We start from the raw sequence: 19,947 nt of genomic DNA on the forward strand, positions 1-19,947 counted from the left end.
CAGGACTGATGTTTCTATATAAGAACACAGAATGGAGTGAGAACGAATCCCGTCATTCCTTCGGGGCCGACTCACCCCACCTGCACGAGACAACCGATTCGATCACTGCCCGCATAAGCGTGGACCGAAAGATCAATTCAAGAGGAGAAACGATGTCGCTCTCACCAGCAAATGCTTGGGCGTACCCGGAGAGCCTGAAGGAAGCGGACAGCGTGCCGATGCTCGTCGACGGCGCCTGGATCGAGGCCGCATCCGGCGAGACGTTCCCGACCTACGACCCGGGCACCGGTGAGGTGATCGCGAACGTGGCGCTCGCCGGGGAAAAGGACACCGATTTCGCAGTCGCTGCGGCGCGGCGCGCGTTCGACGAACAACGGTGGATGCGCCTGGCTCCTCAGCAGAGGGGCGCGATCCTCTGGCAGGCCGGGCAGATCATGCGGGACAACGTGGATGCTCTCGCCGCGCTGGAGAGCCGCAACATGGGAATTCCCGTTCCGCAGGCACGGTCGATGGTGCTCGAAGCGGCGGCTCAATATCAGTACTACGGCGGCTGGGCGGACAAGATCCACGGTCAGACCATCGATCTGGGACCCGGGGAGAAGCGCATCCAGGGTTACACGCTCCGCGAGCCGGTCGGCGTCGTCGCGATGATCGTCCCGTGGAACGCTCCCATCATCTCTGCGTCGAAGAAGCTCGCTCCCGCCCTTGCGGCCGGGTGCACGTGCGTGCTCAAGCCCGCCGACGAAACCCCACTGACTGCGCTGTGGCTGGGACAAATTCTCACCGAGGCCGGCGTGCCAGACGGCGTGGTGAACGTGATCACCGGCCCCGGTCCGACAGTGGGCGCTGCCCTGACTGCCCACCCGGATGTCGACGCCGTGGCGTTCACCGGTTCCACCGACGTCGGCCGAACCATTGTCCACGCGTCGACGGGCAACATGAAGAAGCTCTCGCTCGAGCTCGGCGGCAAGTCGCCGGTCATCGTGATGCCTGACGCCGACCTCGCCGCCGCAATTCCCGGAGTTGCGGGTGCGGTGTTCTGGAACACGGGCCAGGTGTGCGCTGCAGGAACGCGACTGTTCGTTCACGAGTCGGTCTACGACGAAGTGGTCAACGGTGTCGCGGCCGAGGGCCGCAAACTGCGCATCGGATACGGAACCCAGCCCGACGTGGATCTCGGACCGTTGATTTCCCGCAAACAGCTCGACCGGGTCACGTCCTACGTCGATGCCGGTGTCAACGCCGGCGCAACCGTCCTCTCCGGTGGCAACCGCGTAGGCGACGCAGGGTACTTCTTCGAACCGACCGTACTCGTCGACGTCGATCAGTCGATGAGCGTCATGCGCGAGGAGATCTTCGGACCGGTCCTCGGTGTGATGCCGTTCTCGGACATCGACGAAGCAGTGGCGCTCGCCAACGACAGCTCCTATGGGCTCGCTTCGAGTGTATGGACAGCGGACGGCTCGGTCGGCCACTCCATTGCCCGACGTCTACGTGCGGGCCGCGTGGGAATCAACGTCCATCGCGCCGGTGGTGTGTACATGCCTGCGGGCGGCTACCGGCAGTCGGGATGGGGCCGAGAGAACGGACTGGACGGCCTCGACAGCTACCTCGAGACGAAGTCCGTGGTGTCGACGCTGGCGTAATTCGCCATTGACCAGAGCAGATACGGCATATAAGTTCTTAAATACGAACTTTCTTTTCTAATTACGGACGGACACTATGACGCAGACTGCAGAACCTGAAATCGGCAAGAGCCTGGCAGAGGGCAAGTTCACGGACGAGATGCTCGAGAAGATGCGTGCGTTGATCGGCACCGAGCTACGCACGGCCGGTTCCGTGAACAACGAATACGCCACACGTTTGGCAATCCTTCGGTTCGCCGAGGGCATCGGCGACGACAACCCGCTGTGGACGGACGAGGCATACGCCGCCGGCACTGCGCACGGCGAACTCATCGCTCCCCCGAGTTTCATCTTCGCCTGCCTCGGCTCCGTCCAGGTCGGATGGCCCGGACTGGGCGGCTTCCACGCCGAGACCAACATGGAGTTCCACCACCCCATCAGGGTCGGGGACAAGATCACCGCGCGCGTGGTGTTCGACGGATTCGACGGGCCCATCGACGCCAGCAAGTTCGCCGGCCGCCGCATCAAGGATTACCTGCGGCAGGAATACCGGAACCAGAACGACGAACTTGTCGCCACGTTCATCTGCTCCCGCATGCGATTCGAGCGCACCGAGATGCAGGCCAAGCGAGAGTCACGCAAGATCGAATTGCCACACCCGTGGACCGATGCCGAACTGGCGAGGGTCGACGCCGATGTGCTGGCGGAGTCGCCACGCGGCGCCGAGAAGCGCTACTGGGACGACGTTCAGGTGGGCGACGACCTCGGCATCATCACCAAGGGCCCGATCGGTCTGACGGACGAGATCGCGTTCGTCGCCTCCGGTGCCGCACCGATCCCCCGGCTCGCCGCACACGGTGTCGCTCTGCGCCGATACAAGAAGCACCCCAAGTGGGCATTCCGAGACCCGAACACGCACGCACTCGAGCCCGTGTACTCGGTCCACTACAACGATTACGCCGCGAGCCTCCAGGGCGCACAGATGGCCTATGACGTGGGCATCCAACGCACCTGCTGGCAGATTCATCACCTGACCAACTGGATGGGCGACGACGGGTTCTTGAAATCGCTGCACGACCAGTACCGTTCGCACGTCTACCTCTCCGACGTGGTCAGGCTCGGGGGCAAGGTCACGGAAAAGCTTGTCGACGGCGACGGCGATCATGTGGTCAAGGTCGAGACCTGGGCGACCAACCAGCGCGAGCAGTCCGTGATGCCCGGTTCGGCGGTCATCCGTCTCCCCTACCGCGCCGAGGCGGCTGCGAAGTGACCACCACGCAAGCCGCGAGATCGGCCACGTCGAAGTCCGAAAGATGGGGCTCCGACATCGAACCCGTGACGGTCGGCGACCTGACATTCCGGATGTACTCCGAGCGTCCGCACCGGCTGGGATCGCTCCTCACGTTTGCGTCCCGGTGGGGGGACCGCGCGCACATCGTGCAGGGTGAGCGGGTGGTGACGTTCGAGCAGTTCCGCGCATCGGTCGATGCCCGCGCCCACGAGTTCACCTCTGCCGGAATCGGATCCGGCGATCGGGTCGTTCTGCTGGGGTTCAACAGCCCGGAGTGGATCGTCAACTTCTGGGCCACCGTAGCTGTGGGCGGCGTCGCCGTTCTCGCCAATGCGTGGTGGAGCGAGGAAGAGTTGGTCAGCTCCCTCGAACTCGTGGAACCTGTGTTGGTCCTCGCGGACGAGCGCATCGCTTCCCGCGTTCCGGACCGATACAAGGTCGCCACGTGGTCGCCCACGGCCGATCCGTCGCCGACCGCAGCCACTCCGTTCGTTGACCCAGGCACAGCCGAAGAGGACCCAGCGGTGGTGATTTTCACGTCGGGAACCTCGGGCAAGCCCAAAGGTGTTGTCCTGTCTCACCGTTCATTGCTCTCCGGACTGCAGATGCTGCTCGACATCACTCGGCGACTACCCCACCTGGTCGACGAGACGGCCGGCGAGTCCGCACTGCACACCGGTCCGATGTTCCACGTCGGCGGCGTCCAGACCCTGCTGCGGGCGATCTGCGTCGGAGACACGCTTGTCATGCCTGCCGGCCGATTCGACCCCGCCGAAGCCATCCGGCTCGTCGAGGACTGGAAGATCCGACGATGGAGTGCGGTGCCCACCATGGTCACCCGCGTGCTCGAACATCCCGACGTTCGGACTCGTGACCTGACAACGCTGCGAGCTGTCACCGTCGGCGGAGCCCCTGTTGGCGCAGAGTTTCTCGAACGACTGCGCACCGGGTTGCCCGGCGTCGAACCTCGCGTCGCCACCGGCTACGGACTGACCGAGAACGGTGGCCAGGGAGTGGCGGCGTCCGGCAAGGACACCGTCAAACACCCAGGGACGACCGGACGGGCTCTGCCGTGCGTCGAGATCTCCATCGCACCGCGACCCGAACTCCCCGACGGTGAGATCCTGCTGCGCAGCCCCACCCAGATGCTCGGTTATCTCGGCGAAATCGAATCCCCGATCGACAGCGACGGTTGGTTGCACACCGGCGACCTGGGACACCTCGACGACGAGGGGTACCTCTGGATCACCGGCCGATCCAAGGACATGATCATCCGGGGCGGCGAGAACATTGCCCCGGCTTCTGTCGAGGCCGCACTCGTACGCCTGCCCGAGGTCAAGGACGCGGTCGTCTTCGGGGTACCGCACTCGGATCTCGGTGAGGAAGTGGCGGCGGCTCTCGTACTCGAGTCCGATGTCGACCCGACGCAGTTCGGTGATCGACTGCGCGGCACCATCGCCTCGTTCGCCGTCCCCACGCGATGGATCGTCGTCACCGAGGATTTTCCGGTCAACCACGCAGGCAAGATCGACAAGAACGCCGTCGTTGCCGATGCACGCACGAAGGTGGAGTCCCGATGACGACTACAGCCGAGACCGTCACCACCGAGACGATCGCAGTCGATGTGCAAGGCAACGTCGGGATCGTCGAGATACGCCGCGGGCCACACAACTTCTTCGATGAGAACAGCCTGAAGGAGTTGGCGGACGCGCTCGTCAACCTCGACACAGATCCATCCGTGCGCGTCGTGGTTCTGTGCGCGGAGGGCAAGAGCTTCTGCGCGGGCGCCGATTTGCGCGGCGTCGATCAGCACATGCTGCGACGCGTCTATCGCGCGGCGTCGCAATTGTTCACCACTCGCAAACCGATCATCGCGGCCATTCAGGGCGCGGCGGTCGGCGGCGGACTCGGACTCGCGATGGCGGCGGATTTCCGCGTGGCCGGGCCCAGGGCACGGCTCACTGCGAACTTCGCTCGGCTGGGCTTTCATCACGGGTTCGGACTGTCGGTGACGTTGCCGGCGGCAATCGGCCAGCAATACGCACTCGACTTGCTGTATTCCGGCCGTAATGTCGACGCGGCGGAAGCGCTCGCGCTCGGGCTCGTCGACCGAATCACCGATGACGATCCCCGCACCACGGCTCTCGACTGGGCGACGGATATCGCCCGGTCGGCGCCGTTGTCCCTCACCGCAATCAGGTCCACCCTCCGGCGTGACCTGGCCTCGCGTGTGGTCGCAGCGCTGGACGAGGAAGCTACGGCGCAGACCGCACTTCTTCACTCTGCTGACTTCGCTGAAGGTGTAGCCGCATCCATCGGGAAGAGACCACCGGAATTCAGCGGATCATGATCGCCGACCTGCGGCGGACGAGGACCTACAGTGAGGATGAGGTTAAATGGTGGCTGTGACCGAGGAACCGAGTGCAGGCCAAGACCGCGAACCTCAGAACCATCGCACGATCGACCGTGTGACACGCATCCTCGAAGAGGTCGTCTACAACCCCGGCATGACCTTCGCCGAGCTGTCGCGCGCGATCGACGCGCCGAAGAGCTCCGTGTACGGCTTCATCCGTGGTCTCGTCGCCGCAGGTTGGTTGTATCAGGACAACACTCGTTTCTACATCGGACCCGCGTTGCACGGCTTGACCTTGGCCAGTGGACATCTGCGCGCCGGGTCCGTCACTGACGCCGATCTGCAGGCGCTACACGAGGCGGCCGGAGTCACCGTGTTCCTCGGAGTTCAGGCGGGAGACGATCTCATCTACGTCTCCGAGGTCGGTGCCGATCTCCTCGCGGGTTTCGCAGCTCGGTCCAACATCCGACGCGGGTTGCTCGAGACAGCCGGCGGCAAGGCGTTGCTCGCGGAACTGGCCCCCGAACATCGCGACGCCTATTTGCGTCGGCGTGGGCGCGAGGAGAACGATCTAGTCGACGAATTCCTCACCCAGTACGACGACATCAAACGCACCGGAATCGCCCAGAACACCTTGCACAACGGCACCCGCTACGCACTCGCCACCGTCGTGCGCGGCCCGAACGGGAAGGCGGCGGCCGAAGTCACTCTGGTCGGCCCCACGTCCCGCATGGAGCCTCGGGCGGACGAACTTCGCGCCCTGCTGCTCGAACATGTTCAGAAGTGGCAGAACCGCGCCACGAAGACCCGTTGAATCGTTGATTCAACGGGCGCCCGTTTCACATCGGGCGCAACGACTCGTCGAGCGTGAGCCATAGCGGCTCACCGGTGGATATCTGAATCTGATCCGCCTCGGACCTGGGTATGCCATGCAGGTGAATCAACAACGTGCGCAGCACATTCCCGTGAGCGACAACCAAAACTGTCTTTCCCGACCGTAAGTCGGGAACAACGGAGCCCGTCCAGTGCGGCAGCAGCCTGGTCGTAACGTCGTGGAGCGATTCCGTCTTCGGCACATCCACGCATGACGATTGGTAACGGATCTCACGGTCCTGCCCCCATGGCGATCCCGGTTCGAGGGGAGGCGGCGCCTCGTCGAACGATCGACGCCATCGCTTGAATTGATCCGCGCCGAACTTGTCTCGAATATCCCCACGGCTGCAACCCTGCAGCGCGCCGTAGTGTCGTTCGTTGAGCCGCCACGTGCGGCGTACCGGAATCCAGTGGCGATCCGTCGTGTCGAGAACGGTGTTTGCTGTCGAGATCGCCCGTCGCAGAAGCGAAGTGTGTACGACATCAGGAAGGACGGCTGCCTCTGTGATTGCGTGGCCGGCGCGGATCGCCTCTTCGCGACCGCCATCGGTCAGTGGAATGTCCACCCATCCAGCGAACCTGTCGTCGGCATTCCACGTGCTTTCGCCGTGGCGCAACAGGATCAGATGTGTGCCGGGCATACTGAATCTCCTCGTGTTCCACCGACGTCGATCGCCGCTGCGCCCGGTCGGGGCGCAGCGGCGATCGGGTCGGATTCTCTCAACTGGGGGTGGGGGCCGCGGATCGACGTGACACTTCATCCGAGTCGAGTTCGTACTGTTTGGTCTCACCGATCACGAGAACACAGATGATGGAGACCAAAGCGATGCCCGCCATAACACACCCGAATGCGAAGCTTCCCCAGGTGGAGATGATCGGTGTCGCGATCAGGGGCGGAATTGCTCCACCGAGCATTCCGGCCAGGCTGTAGCTCAATCCCGTTGCAGTATAACGGTATCGAGTCGCAAATTGCTCGGACAGGAATGCGCCGAGCGGCCCTGTCGCGAGCCCGGAGATGAACATCGTGACCGGCACGCCGAGGGCGAACGCAAGATGCGATCGGGTATCGAGAAGCGGGAACAGGGTCAGCGTCCAGATGACGGCTAGGACACCGGCGATCAAAATCATCCGGCGACGGCCGATACGGTCCGACAACACGGCACCGAGGAGAACGGCGACCGAAATCGCCACGCCGCCGAGAACGGCGATCGTCAACACGAACGGGCGTTCCAACTCCAGGGTGCCACTTCCGTAGCTGACCAGGTATGGACCACCCACGTAGGTGAGCGACAGGGTCATCGCGGTGGCGCCGGTGGCCAACAGGATCTGCAGAGGCTGATGCTTGAACGCGTCGAAGAACGGGGTGCGGGTGACGCCTACGACCTTGGCTTGCTTTGCGAACACCGGTGTTTCGTCGATCGAGAGCCGAACCCAGAGGCCGACACCGATCAGTAGGAAGCTGGCGAGGAACGGCACACGCCAACCCCAGTTCAGGAACGTCTCGTCGCTCATCGTCAGCGCCGTGATCAAGAATGTGGCATTGGACAGGATGATGGCGATGCCACCGCCGAACGACGGGAAGGATGACCAGAAGCCGCGTTTGGCTTTCGGTGAGTGTTCCGAGACGAACAGGACTGCGCCGCCCCACTCGCCACCGGCCGCGAGCCCCTGCAAGATGCGCAGGAACACAATGATGATCGGTGCTGCCACACCGATCGTGTTCGCCGTGGGCATGAGACCGACCAGAACGGTCGAGATGCCCATCAGGAGCATCGTGGCGATCAGCGTCTTCTTACGGCCGATCTTGTCACCGAAATGGCCGAACAGAATACTACCGAACGGCCGGGCGACGAATGCCACACCGAGTGTCGCGAACGAAGCCACAGTTCCAGCAGCGGTGCCGAGCGCAGGGAAGAACAACGTCGGGAACACCAGTGCCGCAGCGGTTCCGTATATACCGAAATCGTAGAACTCGATGACGGTGCCGACGAAGCTGGCTGCAGCCACCTTCTTCATCTTCGGTGGCGTGGTAGCGCCGGTCGACGGTGGCGGCACGGCGGGATCCGTGACTGCGTCCGATCTCTGTGTCATGGGGTGTAGCTCCTAGTTGGAGGGAATGAATCAGTCGAGATGCCCACCGGCGCGAAGAACTTCCTCGGCTACCCGGAAAGCCTCTCCGGCGGCGGGAAGTCCGCAGTACACCGCGGTCTGGAGCAGAATCTCCTTCAGTTCGTCGACGGTGCACCCATTGGTGAGAGCGCCCTCGATGTGGTGTGCCAGCTGAGCCGGCCGATTCAACGCCGTCAGCATTGCGATGTTGAGAATGCTCCGCTGCTTGCGGCTGATGCCGTCACGTGACCAGGTGCGCCCGAAGCACACCTCCTCCGAGTAGTCCTGAATGACGTCGTTGAAGGAGTTGCGCTTCTTGTCCTTCTTCTCGACGTAATCGGGGCCCATCAGTTCGCCCAAGATCTGACGGCCGGTTTCTCTGGTGGTGCTCAACGCGTGCTCCTATGGGGTAGAGGGTGGGGGAAAAATCAGCCGCGGTCGAGGACACTCTGGACCTCGTCGGCAGACAGCTTGATGGTGACGCCGGCGCGTTCGTTCTGGAGCTCCATCGGAGACTGCGAATCGCGTCCTCCCCATCCGCGCGAAAGCGCTTCCTTGAAGTCCGCCTGCGCGAGTTCGGCGAGTCGCATCGGAACGTCGTGCTCTTCGGCCAACTCGAGCGAGAGCCGAAGATCTTTGTCCGCCAACGCCAAAGCGAAGGAAGCCGGTTCGTACGCGCCCTGCAGGTACCGATCACCGATGCGGTCGAACGTGCGCGCGCGTCCGATGGCACCTTGACGCATCGCGTGCCAGAGCGACTCGGGCTCGACCCCGGCTTTCACACCCATTGTCATGACCTCGGCGATGGCCGCCCGGATGGTGATGCTGGCGCAGTTGTGGACGAGCTTGGCCACGTTGCCGGCTCCGACCTCTCCGACGTACAGGACCTTGTCTCCGATGGCATCGAGGATGCTGCCGTGCTGTTCGAACGAATCCTTGTCACCGCCGATGTAGATGGCGAGCTTGCCCGACTTGGCCCCTTTGGGTCCGCCACTGACCGGTGCATCGAAGAGTTCGATCCCGGCCGCGCGGCATGCGACGTCTACCTCTCGGACGACCGTCGGGGAGTTGGTGGTCAGGTCGTACCAGACGGCCCCGCGGTGCAGCGTGCTGATCAAACCGTTCTCGCCCAGCCCGACCTCTTTCATCTGGACCGGGCCAGGGAGGGAGGTGAAGACGATGTCGACCGACCTACCGAGGTCCGCGATCGACTCCGCCCACGTTGCGCCGGCGTCGACGAACTCTGTTCCACGGTCACGATCGAGATCGAAGACGATCAGGTCGTAGCCCGCCTTCAGGAGGTTGTGCGCCATCCCTGACCCCATACCTCCGAGGCCGATGAACCCTACCTTCATGAGCGATTTCCTCTCCTGCGTCAACCGAGTACGACACTGAACGGCTCTCCGTATTGTGCGTATATACGTATTTGTGTTCCTTATCAGGAACCAATGTGAACACTAATGTGGTCGCAGTCACTCGTCAAGGTGCACGGATCTCGCTGTCACATATGCGACCCCCAGGGAGCGCCCGACACGGAACAAGCAACGGAAACCAGATACGCGCCTTCGAGGACTGCGTGGATGAAACTCCATACAGGCGTGAGTGTTTCAGCGCACGCGCAGTGGAGCCACCTTCAGGTCAACCGACGAACGCAATGCGCCCCGCACCTCGAGGTGCGGGGCGCATCGGGCGACCGTTACTTACCGTTGCGTCGCAAGCGTTCCTACGTCGAGCACCATTCGGTACCGAACGTCTCCGGCGGCGACGCGGTCGTACGCGCTGTCGATCTCGTCGGCGCCCACTGTTTCGATTTCGGCGACGATCGAGTGCTCGGCGCAAAAGTCGAGCATCTCCTGCGTTTCTCCGATTCCGCCGACCAAAGTGCCCGCCAGCGAGCGGCGGTTGTAAAACAACGAGAACACGTCCAAGCTGACCGGATTGTGCGGAACCCCGAGCTGAACGAACGTCCCGTCGAGGGCCAGCATCTTCAGAAACAAGTCGTAGTCGAGGTTTGCCGGCACGGTGGACACGATCAGCTCGAAGGCGCCTTCGAATTCCTTGAAGATTCCGGCGTCGGTCGACAGACGATAGTCGTCGGCGCCAAGCCTGATCGCGTCGTCATGCTTGTCCATCGTCAGATCGAACACTGTGGTGTGGGCTCCGAGAGCCCGAGCGATCGCCACTCCGACATGGCCGAGGCCGCCGAATCCGACGATCGCTATCCGAGACCCCGGTCCCGCTTTCCAGTGTCGCAGTGGCGAATACATGGTGATCCCAGCGCACAGCAGTGGCGCTGCCTGGTCGAGCGGGATGGCATCGGGGATGCGCAGGACATATCCCTCGTCCACGACGATCTTCTCACTGTATCCGCCGAGAGTAATTCGCCCGTCTCGCCCCATGGAGTTGTAGGTGCGCACGTGATCTTTGCGGCAGTACGGTTCCAAACCCGCTCGGCAGTAATCACATTCGCGGCACGAGTCCACGATGCAACCGACGCCGACGCGGTCACCCACCGCAAACTTGGTGACATCGGAGCCGACCTTTGACACGACTCCGGCGATCTCATGTCCAGGAACGAGCGGATAGTGCGTGGTCCCGAACTCGCTCCGCGCCCGTGACACGTCGGTATGACAGATCCCCGAGAATGCAATGTCGATCACCACATCTCCGGGACCAGGATCGCGTCGCTCGATCACCACTGCTTCGAAGGGAGCTCCCGGGGCAGACGTGGAGCGGGCATTCACTGTGAACATCTCGTTGACCTCGTTTCGAAAAGTCTGCTGATCAGCCGACCGACTTGTACTCGAGGAACTCTTCGATACCGTACCGGCCGAATTCGCGTCCGATACCGGACAATTTGAACCCTCCGTGCGGAGCGTGCGGGTTGATCGGCGACCCGTTGATGCGTATACGTCCGGCACGCAGCCTTTTGGCGAGTGACTTCGCCCGCTCGGCGTCGCCCGCCCAAATCGCCCCTGCAAGACCGTAATCGGTGTCGTTGGCGATACGGAAGGCGTCGTCCTCGTCGTCGAACGGCACGATGACGATGACGGGACCGAAGATCTCTTCGCGAGCGATACGCGAGGTATTGTCACCCGAAAACACTGTCGGGCGGACGAAGAAACCCGTCTCCAGGCCCTCGGGGGCTTCGGGTCCACCGGTCAGCAGACGGACGCCTTCGGACAGGCCGGACTCGATGTAACCCCGGATACGATCTCGTTGATTCACGTTGGCAACCGGCCCGAGAGTAGTGGCGGGGTCGTACGGGTCGCCAAGAACGAAACTCTCGGCCTTGCGTACGGCGAGTTCTTCCGCCTCGGCGAGTCGCGCACGCGGAACCAGCATGCGCGAGAGACCACCACACACCTGGCCGGAGTTGCGGAACGCGTCGTCTATCCCGTCGTCGACGGCGGCAGCCAGATCGGCGTCCTCGAGAATGACATTGGCGGACTTACCTCCGAGCTCGAGGGCAACCTTCTTGACCGAGCGCGACGCCAATTCCATGACACGGCTACCAGCGCGGACTGATCCCGTCAGCGAGATCATGTCGACGAGCGGGTGCGTCACCAATGCTTCACCGACGACCGGTCCATCGCCGGAGACGAGGTTGAACACACCGTCCGGCAGTCCGGCCTCGGCAACCATCTCGGCGAAGATGAACGAACTCAGTGGCGCAACTTCGGTGCCCTTGAGAACCACGGTGCAACCGGCTGCAATAGCCGCTCCCGCCTTCATGCAGACCATGCGCATCGGTCCGTTCCAAGGCGTGATCGCGGCGACCACGCCGGCGGCGTCTCGCGTCACCGTCGTGTTCCCGATCTCCTCGTCCCAGACAATGGTCGGCAGGCTCTCTGCAATGCTCTCGAGGTCCTGCACTGCTCCTGCTGCCTGGGAAACCGCTGCGATGTGGGCGGGTTGTCCGATCTCGCTCACGATGGCCGCCGTGATCTCATCGGCCCGGTCGGCGGTGAGCTTCGCCAGCTTCTGCAGCACCGCAATGCGCTCCTCCACCGAAGTCCGGGACCAGGCGGGAAACGCGGCCGCAGCCGCTTTTACTGCCTTGTCTACGTCCTCCACCGTGCCCGCCGGAATCGTCGCAACGGGCTCCTCTGTCACCGGGTTGACGACGGTGAGGACATCGGTCCCCGTAGACGGCACCCACGCGCCGTTGATGTAGATCTGATCGCGTTCGATCACCAGACACACTCCTCGATCACCGAAATGGCGGTCGGTGGTCCGACCTTCCATTTGTTCAAATATGCGCACTGCAGTTCGTAATAAAGAACACCGCCGAGAGTAGCTGTGACCGGCGTCGCACGTCAAGGTTCGACGGACGGCTCCGATCACGGGGCAGGGTCGGTTCAGCTGCAGTCGAGCTTCGGGGATGCCACACCCGAACTTCTCGACGGTAATGTCTTCGGACGCACAGAAGGAGGCACTGCCAGTACCTGTATCGACAGACCCTTCTCCTCTTCGAACCCGCGAGGTTGGCTGGGACGCGTAGCGATTTCCAGGACAACGGAGTTTTCGAATGAAGTGCGTGACCGTACGATGATCAGCCCGTCGAGGGTCACCCTGCCACGCTCGGCTGCGTTCGTAGTCGCGTCGGCATCACTGATGCTGATCTTCCTTTCCTCCGGTACACCTATCCCGCTGTACAACACCTTTCGCGTCGAGGACGGGCTGACCGACGCAGATCTGGCCCTCACGACGGTCACCTACCTGTGCGTGACCGCGCTGTCGCTCCTCATGTTCGGTCGCCTGTCCAACCATCTGGGGCGGCGCCCGATGGCGATCATGGCCATGGTTTCCTCGATCGCGGGCACTGCGATTCTGACGCAGGTCCACACGCTGCCCATGCTCGTCGGTGGCCGTGCACTTCAAGGCCTGGCGTGTGGGATCGCATCGAGTGCAATCGGCGCCATGGTGATCGATCTCGCTCCGACCCGGCGGTATCCATGGTTGCCTGCGGTGATCACCAGTAGTGCACCGGCATTCGCGATTCCCCTCGGAGCGCTCATCTCCGGAGCGCTCATCGAGTTCGGTCCGGCACCGCGCCAACTGGGCTTCACATCCGTCGCCGTGGTGCTCTCGTTCTTCACCCTGCTGATGTTCGCGTGCCCCGAATCCGGTCGGCGCCGACCGGGCGCACTCCGATCGCTACTGCCCCGCGTGCACGTCCCCACGGGAGCCGGACGCGCAGTGCTCGCCGCCGGCGGCACCCTGGTCGCAACATGGTCGTTCAGCAGCTTCTACCAAGCGTTCGCGCCTGGTCTCACCGCGGACTACCTGGGTACCACCGACGCCCTGATGATCGCTGTAGTGTTCGCGTCGGTCGTCATCCTGTCGCCGCTCGGCGGGATCTGCACCGGACGGTGGCGCCCCTCCTCGGCTCAGCGAATGGGTCTCGCCTTGTTCGTTGCCGGTGCCATCGGCGCCGTCGTCTCGCTACACTATGCAGCAATCGCGCCTTTCCTCATCGCCAGTGCCACTGCGGGTTTCGCACAGGGAGCCGCAAACAGCGGTGGTATGCGCGGCGTTCTGGCCGGCCTGCCGGCAGAAGACCGCGCCGGCACTTTGTCCACTCTCTATCTCATCTCCTACACCGGAGGTGCAGTGCCCGGTCTCGTCGCCGGGCGGTTGACGAATACGATCGCGTTGCCCGACATCGGAACCGGGTACGTCGTGGTCGTGATCGTTGCCTCGATCGTCGCTGTGCTGGCCGGACTCACTTCGTATCGACCGCCCTCACGGACCGATGACTTCCGACCTGATCGCGTTGCCCATGTGTCGTGAGAAACCGATTCCGACGAGCAGCAGTGCAGAGACCCCGGCGATGAACCACCCGGTGCGGTGCAGTCCGGCGTCGTCCACCACATTGCCTGCGGTCATCTGCAGTGTGACCACAGCGAGGTTCGCACCGATGAACGCCGCAGTGCGGTACATTCCGATCGCGGTGCCCACCTCTTCGACCGTGGTCACCGAGTTAACCAGGCTCTGATTGCCGATGTTGTTGAACCCATTGGGTATTCCGAGGACCAACGCAACGAGAGCGAGCACCACCAGTGGTGCCGTACTGCTCTCCACGAGCGCGATCAGAACACCCCCGACGCACAGCGCGAACGTGCCGATCAGCAACGTAACCCGTGGGCCGTACCGTCGATAGGTCCGGGCTCCCAGTACGGTGGCGAAGACGCTCATGCCGGCCACGGGCAGCATCGTCAGGCCCGCTTCGATCGCGGTCATCCCCCGCGAGTATTGCAGCCACTGCGGAATGCCGAAGAAAATGAGGTAAAAGCACGAATAGGTGACGAGTGTTCGTGCGAGAGTCGCACTGAGAGCCCGGTTTCGGACCAGAGCCCGAACATCGATGAACGGTTCCGTTGCCCGCCGTTCCCACCACACGAACAGTGAGAGGAACACGACCGCCACGGGGAGCAACCACCACGTCGGCTGCGCGCGCATCGACACCAACCACAGCATCGTTGACGTGATGGCCACCAGGAAGAGAGCAATACCCGGAACGTCCAACGCGTGCAGAGCGTTTCGCGCGGTCAAGCGGCCACTCTGCACTCCCCCGAGATCGGCGCGCAGTACCGCGATCGCACTGAGAACGACGACCGGCAGGTTGACCCACAGGATTGACTGCCACCCGAACGTACCTACCAACAGTCCGCCCAAGGTCGGCCCCAATGCAGCGACCGACTGACCGCACATGACGAGGGTGGTGAGGGCAGTTCGCGACTGTCGCCGGTAGCGCTCGGCGTACGCGCGCACCATGGTCATCGCGTTCGGCATATGTACCGAAATTCCCATCGCAAGAACGACGTACGACGCGATCAGCATCGGCACACTTGGCGCGAACATGCCCGCCAGCGACCCGAGCGCCACGAGCACCAAGCCCGCAACGAACACCCTGCGGGCACCCAGCAACACACCCAGGCGGCCCGCCATCGGCGCGCACACCGCTGTGGTGATGTACATGGCCGAGATGATCCACGACACCCCCGCCGACGACCCGAATTGGGCAGCAATGCCAACTATTGCCACTGCGATCATCGACGAGTTCAAGGGCTGGAGAACAGTCCCCGACGCCGCAGCGAAGCGCACTCGTACCGGAATCGCGCCCAGATGTGCACCGGAGGATACGGATGCCGTCACGTTGAGACCAGCGGTTGATCGACGTCGCTGCATTCAGACTCGATCGCAGTAGCGAGCCATCCTCGTCGCTTGCCGCCGACCCGATCCAAGTGGGCCAGAGCCTGCAACTGGTCGATACGACCGTCCATATCGGACCCTCTCGTAGTAATTGATCAGCATTGCTGCCCACTCACCCCAGACGGTGCGGTTGCCCGAATGGCATATGCCTGTAAAAACCTTGCCTTCAAGACATCCCAGAGCCGACAGCGGTTGTTCGATGGTGGTGTGCAACTCGATCCGACGCCGGACGCCTACCTGAGAAACCGGTGGTGCCGGAGAACCGAACTGATCCACGACTGAGCGCGGGCTCAGCCGTGAACCGACTGATATTCCAGGTAATCCTCGATGCCGTGACGTCCCATCTCCCGGCCGATGCCGGACAGCTTGAGGCCGCCATGCGGTGCACGCATGTCGATGGGTGCTCCGTTGATGCGAACGCGTCCGGTCCTGATGCGGGTCGCGACCGAGCGTGCCTTGTCCAGATCCCCGGCCCACACGCCGCCCGCGAGTCCGTAGTCGGAGTCGTTGGCTATCCGCACCGCGTCGGCCTCGTCGTCGAACGGAATGATCACCACAACCGGTCCGAAGACCTCCTCGCGTGCGATTCGGTCCTGATTCGTTCCGGTGAAGACCGTCGGGCGAACATAGAAGCCCTTCTCGCCCAACCCGTCCGGCCGATCCAGTCCCCCGGTGACCAGCCGTACGCCCTCGTCGAGGGCTCGGCCGATGTGACTGCGGACCCGATCGTACTGAGCGCGGTTGGCGAGCGGACCGAGGTGGGTCGACGGGTCCACGGGATCTCCCACCACGAAGGACTCCGCCTTCGCCGCGGCGACTCGCTCGGCGTCGGCAACGCGGTCACGCGGCACCAGAATTCGTGTGAGTGCCCCGCACGCCTGGCCAGAGTTCCGGAATGCGTCCTCGATGCCGCCCGCAATTGCCTTCTCCAGATCGGCGTCGGCGAGGATGATGTTCGCGGACTTTCCGCCCAGCTCGAGCGCGACTCGCTTCACCGAGCGTGAAGCGAGCTCCATGACCCGGCTTCCCGCGCGCACCGAACCCGTCAGAGAGACCATGTCTATATCGGGATGCAGTGTGATCGCCTCTCCCACTTCGGGTCCCGTTCCCGTGACAATGTTGAGAACACCGGCCGGAAGACCCGCCTCCTCGGTGTACTTCGCCAGCAGAAAGGGCGTCAAAGGCGCCACCTCACTCGACTTGAGTACTACCGTGCAGCCGGCCGCGATGGCGGCGCCGGCTTTGAGGCATACCGATCGGATCGGGCCGTTCCAGGCGGTGATCGCTCCCACGACGCCGACGGGTAGTCGGCGGACGTTCGCGGTGCCCACTTGTTCTTCCCAGACGACGGTGGGCAGAGCGTCGGCGAAGTTACGTAAATCGTCGATCGTGGTCTGGGTCGACGCCTTCTGTGCCCAGGCGCGCGGCTGTCCGATCTCGGCCACGATCGAATCGGTGACTTCGTCACCGTTGCGCTCGATGATGTCCGCTAGAGATCTCAAGACGTCGACTCGATCGGCGACCGTGGACGTCGACCACTCGCCGAAGGCGCCGAAGGCTGCAGCGGCGGCAGTGTCGACGTCGGCGCTCGTTCCCCGCGCCACTTGGCCGATCAGTTCCTCAGTTGCCGGATTGACGATGTCGATGAACTCCGTGGCCGTCGAGTCGACCCATTTGCCGTTGGCGTAGAACTGCTCGTGACGAATCATTGCTGCCCACTTTCCGTGAGTGTCGGGTCGATGACGGGTTTGATTGCGCTGAGATCCTGCATTGCGCGCAACGCATTCGAAACTTGATGCAGGCCGTACCGGCCGGTCAGCATCTGATCGAAATCGAAACGGTCCTGCGTCGACGACAGGAATTTCATTGCCTGCCAGTAGTGCGATTCGGACGCCGACATGGAGCCGATGATGTCGAGGTGATTTCGCATGATCTTGGACGGTTGGATCTCGGCGAGCTGAGGACCGACCTGACCGCCGATCAGGAAACGCCCACCTCGCCGCACCATGTCGAGACCCTCGGCGAACGCTGTGCGTCCGCCCGACCACTCCTGGACGATCTCGGCACCGTGGCCGCCGGTCAGTTCTCGGACCGCCGCCACACGGTCCTCGGACGAGGATGCGTCCTCGACCGAAACGACGTCGTGAGCACCCCACGCCGTGGCCAGTTTCAGACGGGCGTCGGGTGCCCCGACTACGATGATGCGCTCGGCACCCGACTGCGCCGCGAGCGCCGTGGCGAACAATCCCAGTGGGCCCGCGCCCTGAATCACCACCGTCTGCCAGGGCTGGATTCGGCCGAGTCGCTCGTACGCGTTGAACACCGTTCGGAGAGCACAGCTTCCGGCCGAAGACCATTCGGACTTCACGTTGTCCGGAACCAACACTTTCCTCGACGAGGGATAGACGTACGTGTACTCGGAAAACGAACCGACAAGGTACGGATACTGCTCACAGTTGTCCCCGTAGTGCTTGCGATTGGCGCACAGGCTGGGCTGGTTCGCGACTGCACAGAAGTAGCACGAACCGCAGCGACCGGGCCCGAACACGATGCGGTCTCCCACGGCTACATCTCCACCACCGACCAGCGGTACTCGCCCCTCACCGAGCGCCACCACCCTGCCAGTCATCTCGTGCCCGGGAATGACCGGCGGCACGATAGGGCGAATTCCGCCCGCGCTCAGCGAGCCGTCCCAGACGTGAACATCACTGCCGCACACCGTGGCTGCTTCGATACGAACCAAGGCGCCGCCTGGCTCCAGCTCCGGTATCGGCACCTCGCGCACTTCGAGATCGCCGCCGAATTCGGTGATCACTGCGGCCCGGCTGTACTCCGGGATTTCGTATTTGGACATTGATTCTCCGTATTCAGGAATAACTGAAGCGCCTGCAAACGCCTTCAATGACGATGACCGAACTTCATTGCCCGAACTGGCCTTTCTCCAGCACCTTCGGGTCGTGGCTGGGCAGAGGTGTCCATCCTGTTTCCCTCAGGAACGCCAAGCTCGCTTTGTAGGCGTCAAGGTCGGAGAACCGGCCCGACGGCAGCGACTCGTCGAAGTTGCGGTAGGTGTCCACACAATCGCCGGTGATAACGAACGTGCCCGCGACGGTATCGACGCGGACTCCCTGCGAACCGGGCGAGTGGCCCGGCAGGGGCACGACGCCGAGGCCAGGCGCGAGTTCGCAACTGCCGTCGACGGTTCGGATCCGGTCTTCCGCCAACGAAAAGATGGGCGCTTCGTCAGCGTGAAAACCGTACGCAGGCATATGCGCCTCGCACGGAGCGTGTGCGTAAGCCAGTTCCTTCTCCTGCAACACGATTTCCGCGTTCGCGAACACGTTGTTGTTCGAGCAGTGGTCCCAGTGCAGGTGCGTGTTGATCACGAGATCGACGTCGGCGGGGTTCACACCGATCCTGTCGAGGACGTTGTCGATTCGATTCGATTCGGGCACCACGTATCCGAAGGGGGTCATGCGAAGGATTTTCTCCTCGTCGGCAGGGCCGCCGGTATCGACGATCACCGTCCGCCCACCCGATCGCAGGACGTACATGATGAGCGGCATGTTCAGCGTGCGGCCGGACGTGTCCTGGTAGTAAATGTGTTCGACCGGAATGTCTGGCAGTAATCCGAGTTCGACGGCGTCGATCGTCCATCCAGCCGAAGTCATTTTCACGCTTCCTTTGTCATGTAGTTGTTTCATTCGAAGATCGCCCGCTCCACGACCCGGAAGTCGTGACTGGGAATGACTTCACAGTCAAGCTTTTCGATTTTGCGCAGGCTTTCGTCGTAGGCGACGAGGTCGGTGAAGAGCCCTACCGGGATGTGGTCCGCTTCGGCGTCGCCATTCCAGTTGTCGTACAGGTAGATACAGTCGCCGGCGATCAGGTATCGCGTCGACTCTGCTTCGACGAGAACGCCTTGCGATCCGGGCGTGTGCCCCGGCAGCGTGACGAGAGTGACGCCGGGTGCGATCACGGTGTCACCGTTCACCGTATCGATCCGGTCCTCGGCTCGCTTCCACGAGGGTTCGATGTCGGCGGAGATCTCGAAGTGCTTGCAGTGCCACTGAAGTGGGTTCCGTGCGTAGTCGAGTTCGGACTGCTGAACCAGCACACGCGCGCGCGGGAACAAGTGGTTGTTCGAACTGTGGTCCCAATGCAGGTGGGTGTTGACGACCACCGCCACGTCCCGCACGTCGATTCCGGCGGCTCGCAACACTTCCTCCGGCCGCTCTTCAGTGGTCTGTTCCATATTGATCTTGTGGTCGTCCCACGCACGGGCGAGGTCTGCGCCGGTATCGACGACAATGGGCGAATCCCCTCCCTCGATCACGTACATGATGAGGGGAAGATCCTGGGTCTCCCCGTATCCACGCAGGTAGGTGAACGACGGTTTCGGCAGGCCGTACACTCGCCCGACGCAGAAGGCACGGATGGTCAATGACATTGATGGCTCCAACGAATCGATTGCTCGG

At 62.9% G+C, this 19,947-nt stretch carries 17 protein-coding genes; 6 read left to right on the forward strand and 11 right to left on the reverse strand.

Annotated features, from left to right (window positions below):
• Positions 1-152 precede the first annotated feature (152 nt).
• From RE4_RS08665 to RE4_RS08685, 5 genes are all read left to right on the forward strand, one after another.
• On the forward strand, positions 153-1,646 hold the full coding sequence (locus RE4_RS08665) for an aldehyde dehydrogenase family protein (RefSeq protein ID WP_020906241.1): 1,494 nt from the start codon (positions 153-155) through the stop codon (positions 1,644-1,646).
• A gap of 76 nt (positions 1,647-1,722) precedes the next feature.
• Positions 1,723-2,895 (forward strand): FAS1-like dehydratase domain-containing protein, encoded by a 1,173-nt coding sequence (locus tag RE4_RS08670; RefSeq protein WP_020906240.1) that lies wholly within the window; start codon positions 1,723-1,725, stop codon positions 2,893-2,895.
• Positions 2,892-4,496, forward strand: a complete 1,605-nt coding sequence (locus RE4_RS08675) for a class I adenylate-forming enzyme family protein (RefSeq protein WP_020906239.1) — start codon at positions 2,892-2,894, stop codon at positions 4,494-4,496. Before RE4_RS08670 ends, RE4_RS08675 begins: the two co-directional genes overlap by 4 nt.
• Entirely contained in the window at positions 4,493-5,266 is a 774-nt protein-coding gene (locus RE4_RS08680; protein ID WP_020906238.1) for an enoyl-CoA hydratase/isomerase family protein, read from the forward strand. Before RE4_RS08675 ends, RE4_RS08680 begins: the two co-directional genes overlap by 4 nt.
• 46 nt (positions 5,267-5,312) lie before the next feature.
• Positions 5,313-6,083 carry an IclR family transcriptional regulator gene (locus RE4_RS08685; RefSeq protein WP_020906237.1) on the forward strand — a complete coding sequence of 257 codons (771 nt, stop codon included), beginning with the start codon at positions 5,313-5,315 and terminating at the stop codon, positions 6,081-6,083.
• Positions 6,084-6,108: 25 nt separating this feature from the next.
• Here the strand turns inward: RE4_RS08685 and RE4_RS08690 are convergent, their stop codons facing one another.
• The 6 genes from RE4_RS08690 to RE4_RS08715 all read right to left on the reverse strand — a co-directional run bounded on the left by RE4_RS08690 (position 6,109) and on the right by RE4_RS08715 (position 12,499).
• Complete coding sequence (locus RE4_RS08690; protein ID WP_020906236.1) at positions 6,109-6,783, reverse strand: 2,3-bisphosphoglycerate-dependent phosphoglycerate mutase; 675 nt, start codon at positions 6,781-6,783, stop codon at positions 6,109-6,111.
• 79 nt (positions 6,784-6,862) lie between these two features.
• Positions 6,863-8,233 carry an MFS transporter gene (locus tag RE4_RS08695; protein WP_020906235.1) on the reverse strand — a complete coding sequence of 457 codons (1,371 nt, stop codon included), beginning with the start codon at positions 8,231-8,233 and terminating at the stop codon, positions 6,863-6,865.
• Between the two features lie 30 nt (positions 8,234-8,263).
• On the reverse strand, positions 8,264-8,644 hold the full coding sequence (locus RE4_RS08700; protein ID WP_020906234.1) for a carboxymuconolactone decarboxylase family protein: 381 nt from the start codon (positions 8,642-8,644) through the stop codon (positions 8,264-8,266).
• Positions 8,645-8,679: 35 nt separating this feature from the next.
• Positions 8,680-9,606 carry an NAD(P)-dependent oxidoreductase gene (locus RE4_RS08705; protein WP_020906233.1) on the reverse strand — a complete coding sequence of 309 codons (927 nt, stop codon included), beginning with the start codon at positions 9,604-9,606 and terminating at the stop codon, positions 8,680-8,682.
• Between the two features lie 345 nt (positions 9,607-9,951).
• Entirely contained in the window at positions 9,952-11,004 is a 1,053-nt protein-coding gene (locus tag RE4_RS08710) for an NAD(P)-dependent alcohol dehydrogenase (RefSeq protein ID WP_020906232.1), read from the reverse strand.
• 31 nt (positions 11,005-11,035) lie between these two features.
• Positions 11,036-12,499 (reverse strand): aldehyde dehydrogenase family protein, encoded by a 1,464-nt coding sequence (locus tag RE4_RS08715; protein WP_169801338.1) that lies wholly within the window; start codon positions 12,497-12,499, stop codon positions 11,036-11,038.
• A 288-nt stretch (positions 12,500-12,787) separates the two neighbouring features.
• Between RE4_RS08715 and RE4_RS08720 the strand changes: the two genes are divergently transcribed.
• Positions 12,788-14,047 carry an MFS transporter gene (locus tag RE4_RS08720; RefSeq protein ID WP_020906230.1) on the forward strand — a complete coding sequence of 420 codons (1,260 nt, stop codon included), beginning with the start codon at positions 12,788-12,790 and terminating at the stop codon, positions 14,045-14,047.
• On the opposite strand, the gene RE4_RS08725 is transcribed toward RE4_RS08720, so the two are convergent.
• From RE4_RS08725 to RE4_RS08745, 5 genes are all read right to left on the reverse strand, one after another.
• Positions 14,000-15,412, reverse strand: coding sequence for an MFS transporter (locus tag RE4_RS08725; protein ID WP_024488181.1), 1,413 nt, complete (start codon positions 15,410-15,412; stop codon positions 14,000-14,002). The genes RE4_RS08720 and RE4_RS08725 overlap by 48 nt on opposite strands.
• Positions 15,413-15,759: 347 nt before the next feature.
• Entirely contained in the window at positions 15,760-17,178 is a 1,419-nt protein-coding gene (locus RE4_RS08730; RefSeq protein WP_020906228.1) for an aldehyde dehydrogenase family protein, read from the reverse strand.
• A complete protein-coding gene (locus RE4_RS08735; protein ID WP_020906227.1) occupies positions 17,175-18,323 on the reverse strand; it encodes a zinc-binding dehydrogenase in 1,149 nt (382 codons plus the stop codon). Before RE4_RS08735 ends, RE4_RS08730 begins: the two co-directional genes overlap by 4 nt.
• 64 nt (positions 18,324-18,387) lie before the next feature.
• On the reverse strand, positions 18,388-19,140 hold the full coding sequence (locus RE4_RS08740; RefSeq protein WP_041814668.1) for an N-acyl homoserine lactonase family protein: 753 nt from the start codon (positions 19,138-19,140) through the stop codon (positions 18,388-18,390).
• A 29-nt stretch (positions 19,141-19,169) separates the two neighbouring features.
• Positions 19,170-19,919, reverse strand: coding sequence for an N-acyl homoserine lactonase family protein (locus RE4_RS08745; RefSeq protein WP_020906225.1), 750 nt, complete (start codon positions 19,917-19,919; stop codon positions 19,170-19,172).
• Positions 19,920-19,947 lie beyond the last annotated feature (28 nt).

It is taken from the genome of Rhodococcus erythropolis NBRC 15567 (assembly GCF_001552595.1).
Taxonomy (GTDB): Bacteria; Actinomycetota; Actinomycetes; order Mycobacteriales; family Mycobacteriaceae; genus Rhodococcus_F; species Rhodococcus_F erythropolis.

Excerpts from the sequence above, each read along its gene's own strand:
- RE4_RS08665 (WP_020906241.1), top strand. The coding sequence starts at position 153 with ATGTCGCTCTCACCAGCAAATGCTTGGGCGTACCCGGAGAGCCTGAAG.
- RE4_RS08670 (WP_020906240.1), top strand. The coding sequence starts at position 1,723 with ATGACGCAGACTGCAGAACCTGAAATCGGCAAGAGCCTGGCAGAGGGC.
- RE4_RS08680 (WP_020906238.1), top strand. The coding sequence starts at position 4,493 with ATGACGACTACAGCCGAGACCGTCACCACCGAGACGATCGCAGTCGAT.
- RE4_RS08685 (WP_020906237.1), top strand. The coding sequence starts at position 5,313 with ATGGTGGCTGTGACCGAGGAACCGAGTGCAGGCCAAGACCGCGAACCT.
- RE4_RS08690 (WP_020906236.1), bottom strand. The coding sequence starts at position 6,783 with ATGCCCGGCACACATCTGATCCTGTTGCGCCACGGCGAAAGCACGTGG.
- RE4_RS08695 (WP_020906235.1), bottom strand. The coding sequence starts at position 8,233 with ATGACACAGAGATCGGACGCAGTCACGGATCCCGCCGTGCCGCCACCG.
- RE4_RS08705 (WP_020906233.1), bottom strand. The coding sequence starts at position 9,606 with ATGAAGGTAGGGTTCATCGGCCTCGGAGGTATGGGGTCAGGGATGGCG.
- RE4_RS08710 (WP_020906232.1), bottom strand. The coding sequence starts at position 11,004 with ATGTTCACAGTGAATGCCCGCTCCACGTCTGCCCCGGGAGCTCCCTTC.
- RE4_RS08715 (WP_169801338.1), bottom strand. The coding sequence starts at position 12,499 with ATGGAAGGTCGGACCACCGACCGCCATTTCGGTGATCGAGGAGTGTGT.
- RE4_RS08730 (WP_020906228.1), bottom strand. The coding sequence starts at position 17,178 with ATGATTCGTCACGAGCAGTTCTACGCCAACGGCAAATGGGTCGACTCG.
- RE4_RS08735 (WP_020906227.1), bottom strand. The coding sequence starts at position 18,323 with ATGTCCAAATACGAAATCCCGGAGTACAGCCGGGCCGCAGTGATCACC.
- RE4_RS08740 (WP_041814668.1), bottom strand. The coding sequence starts at position 19,140 with ATGACTTCGGCTGGATGGACGATCGACGCCGTCGAACTCGGATTACTG.
- RE4_RS08745 (WP_020906225.1), bottom strand. The coding sequence starts at position 19,919 with ATGTCATTGACCATCCGTGCCTTCTGCGTCGGGCGAGTGTACGGCCTG.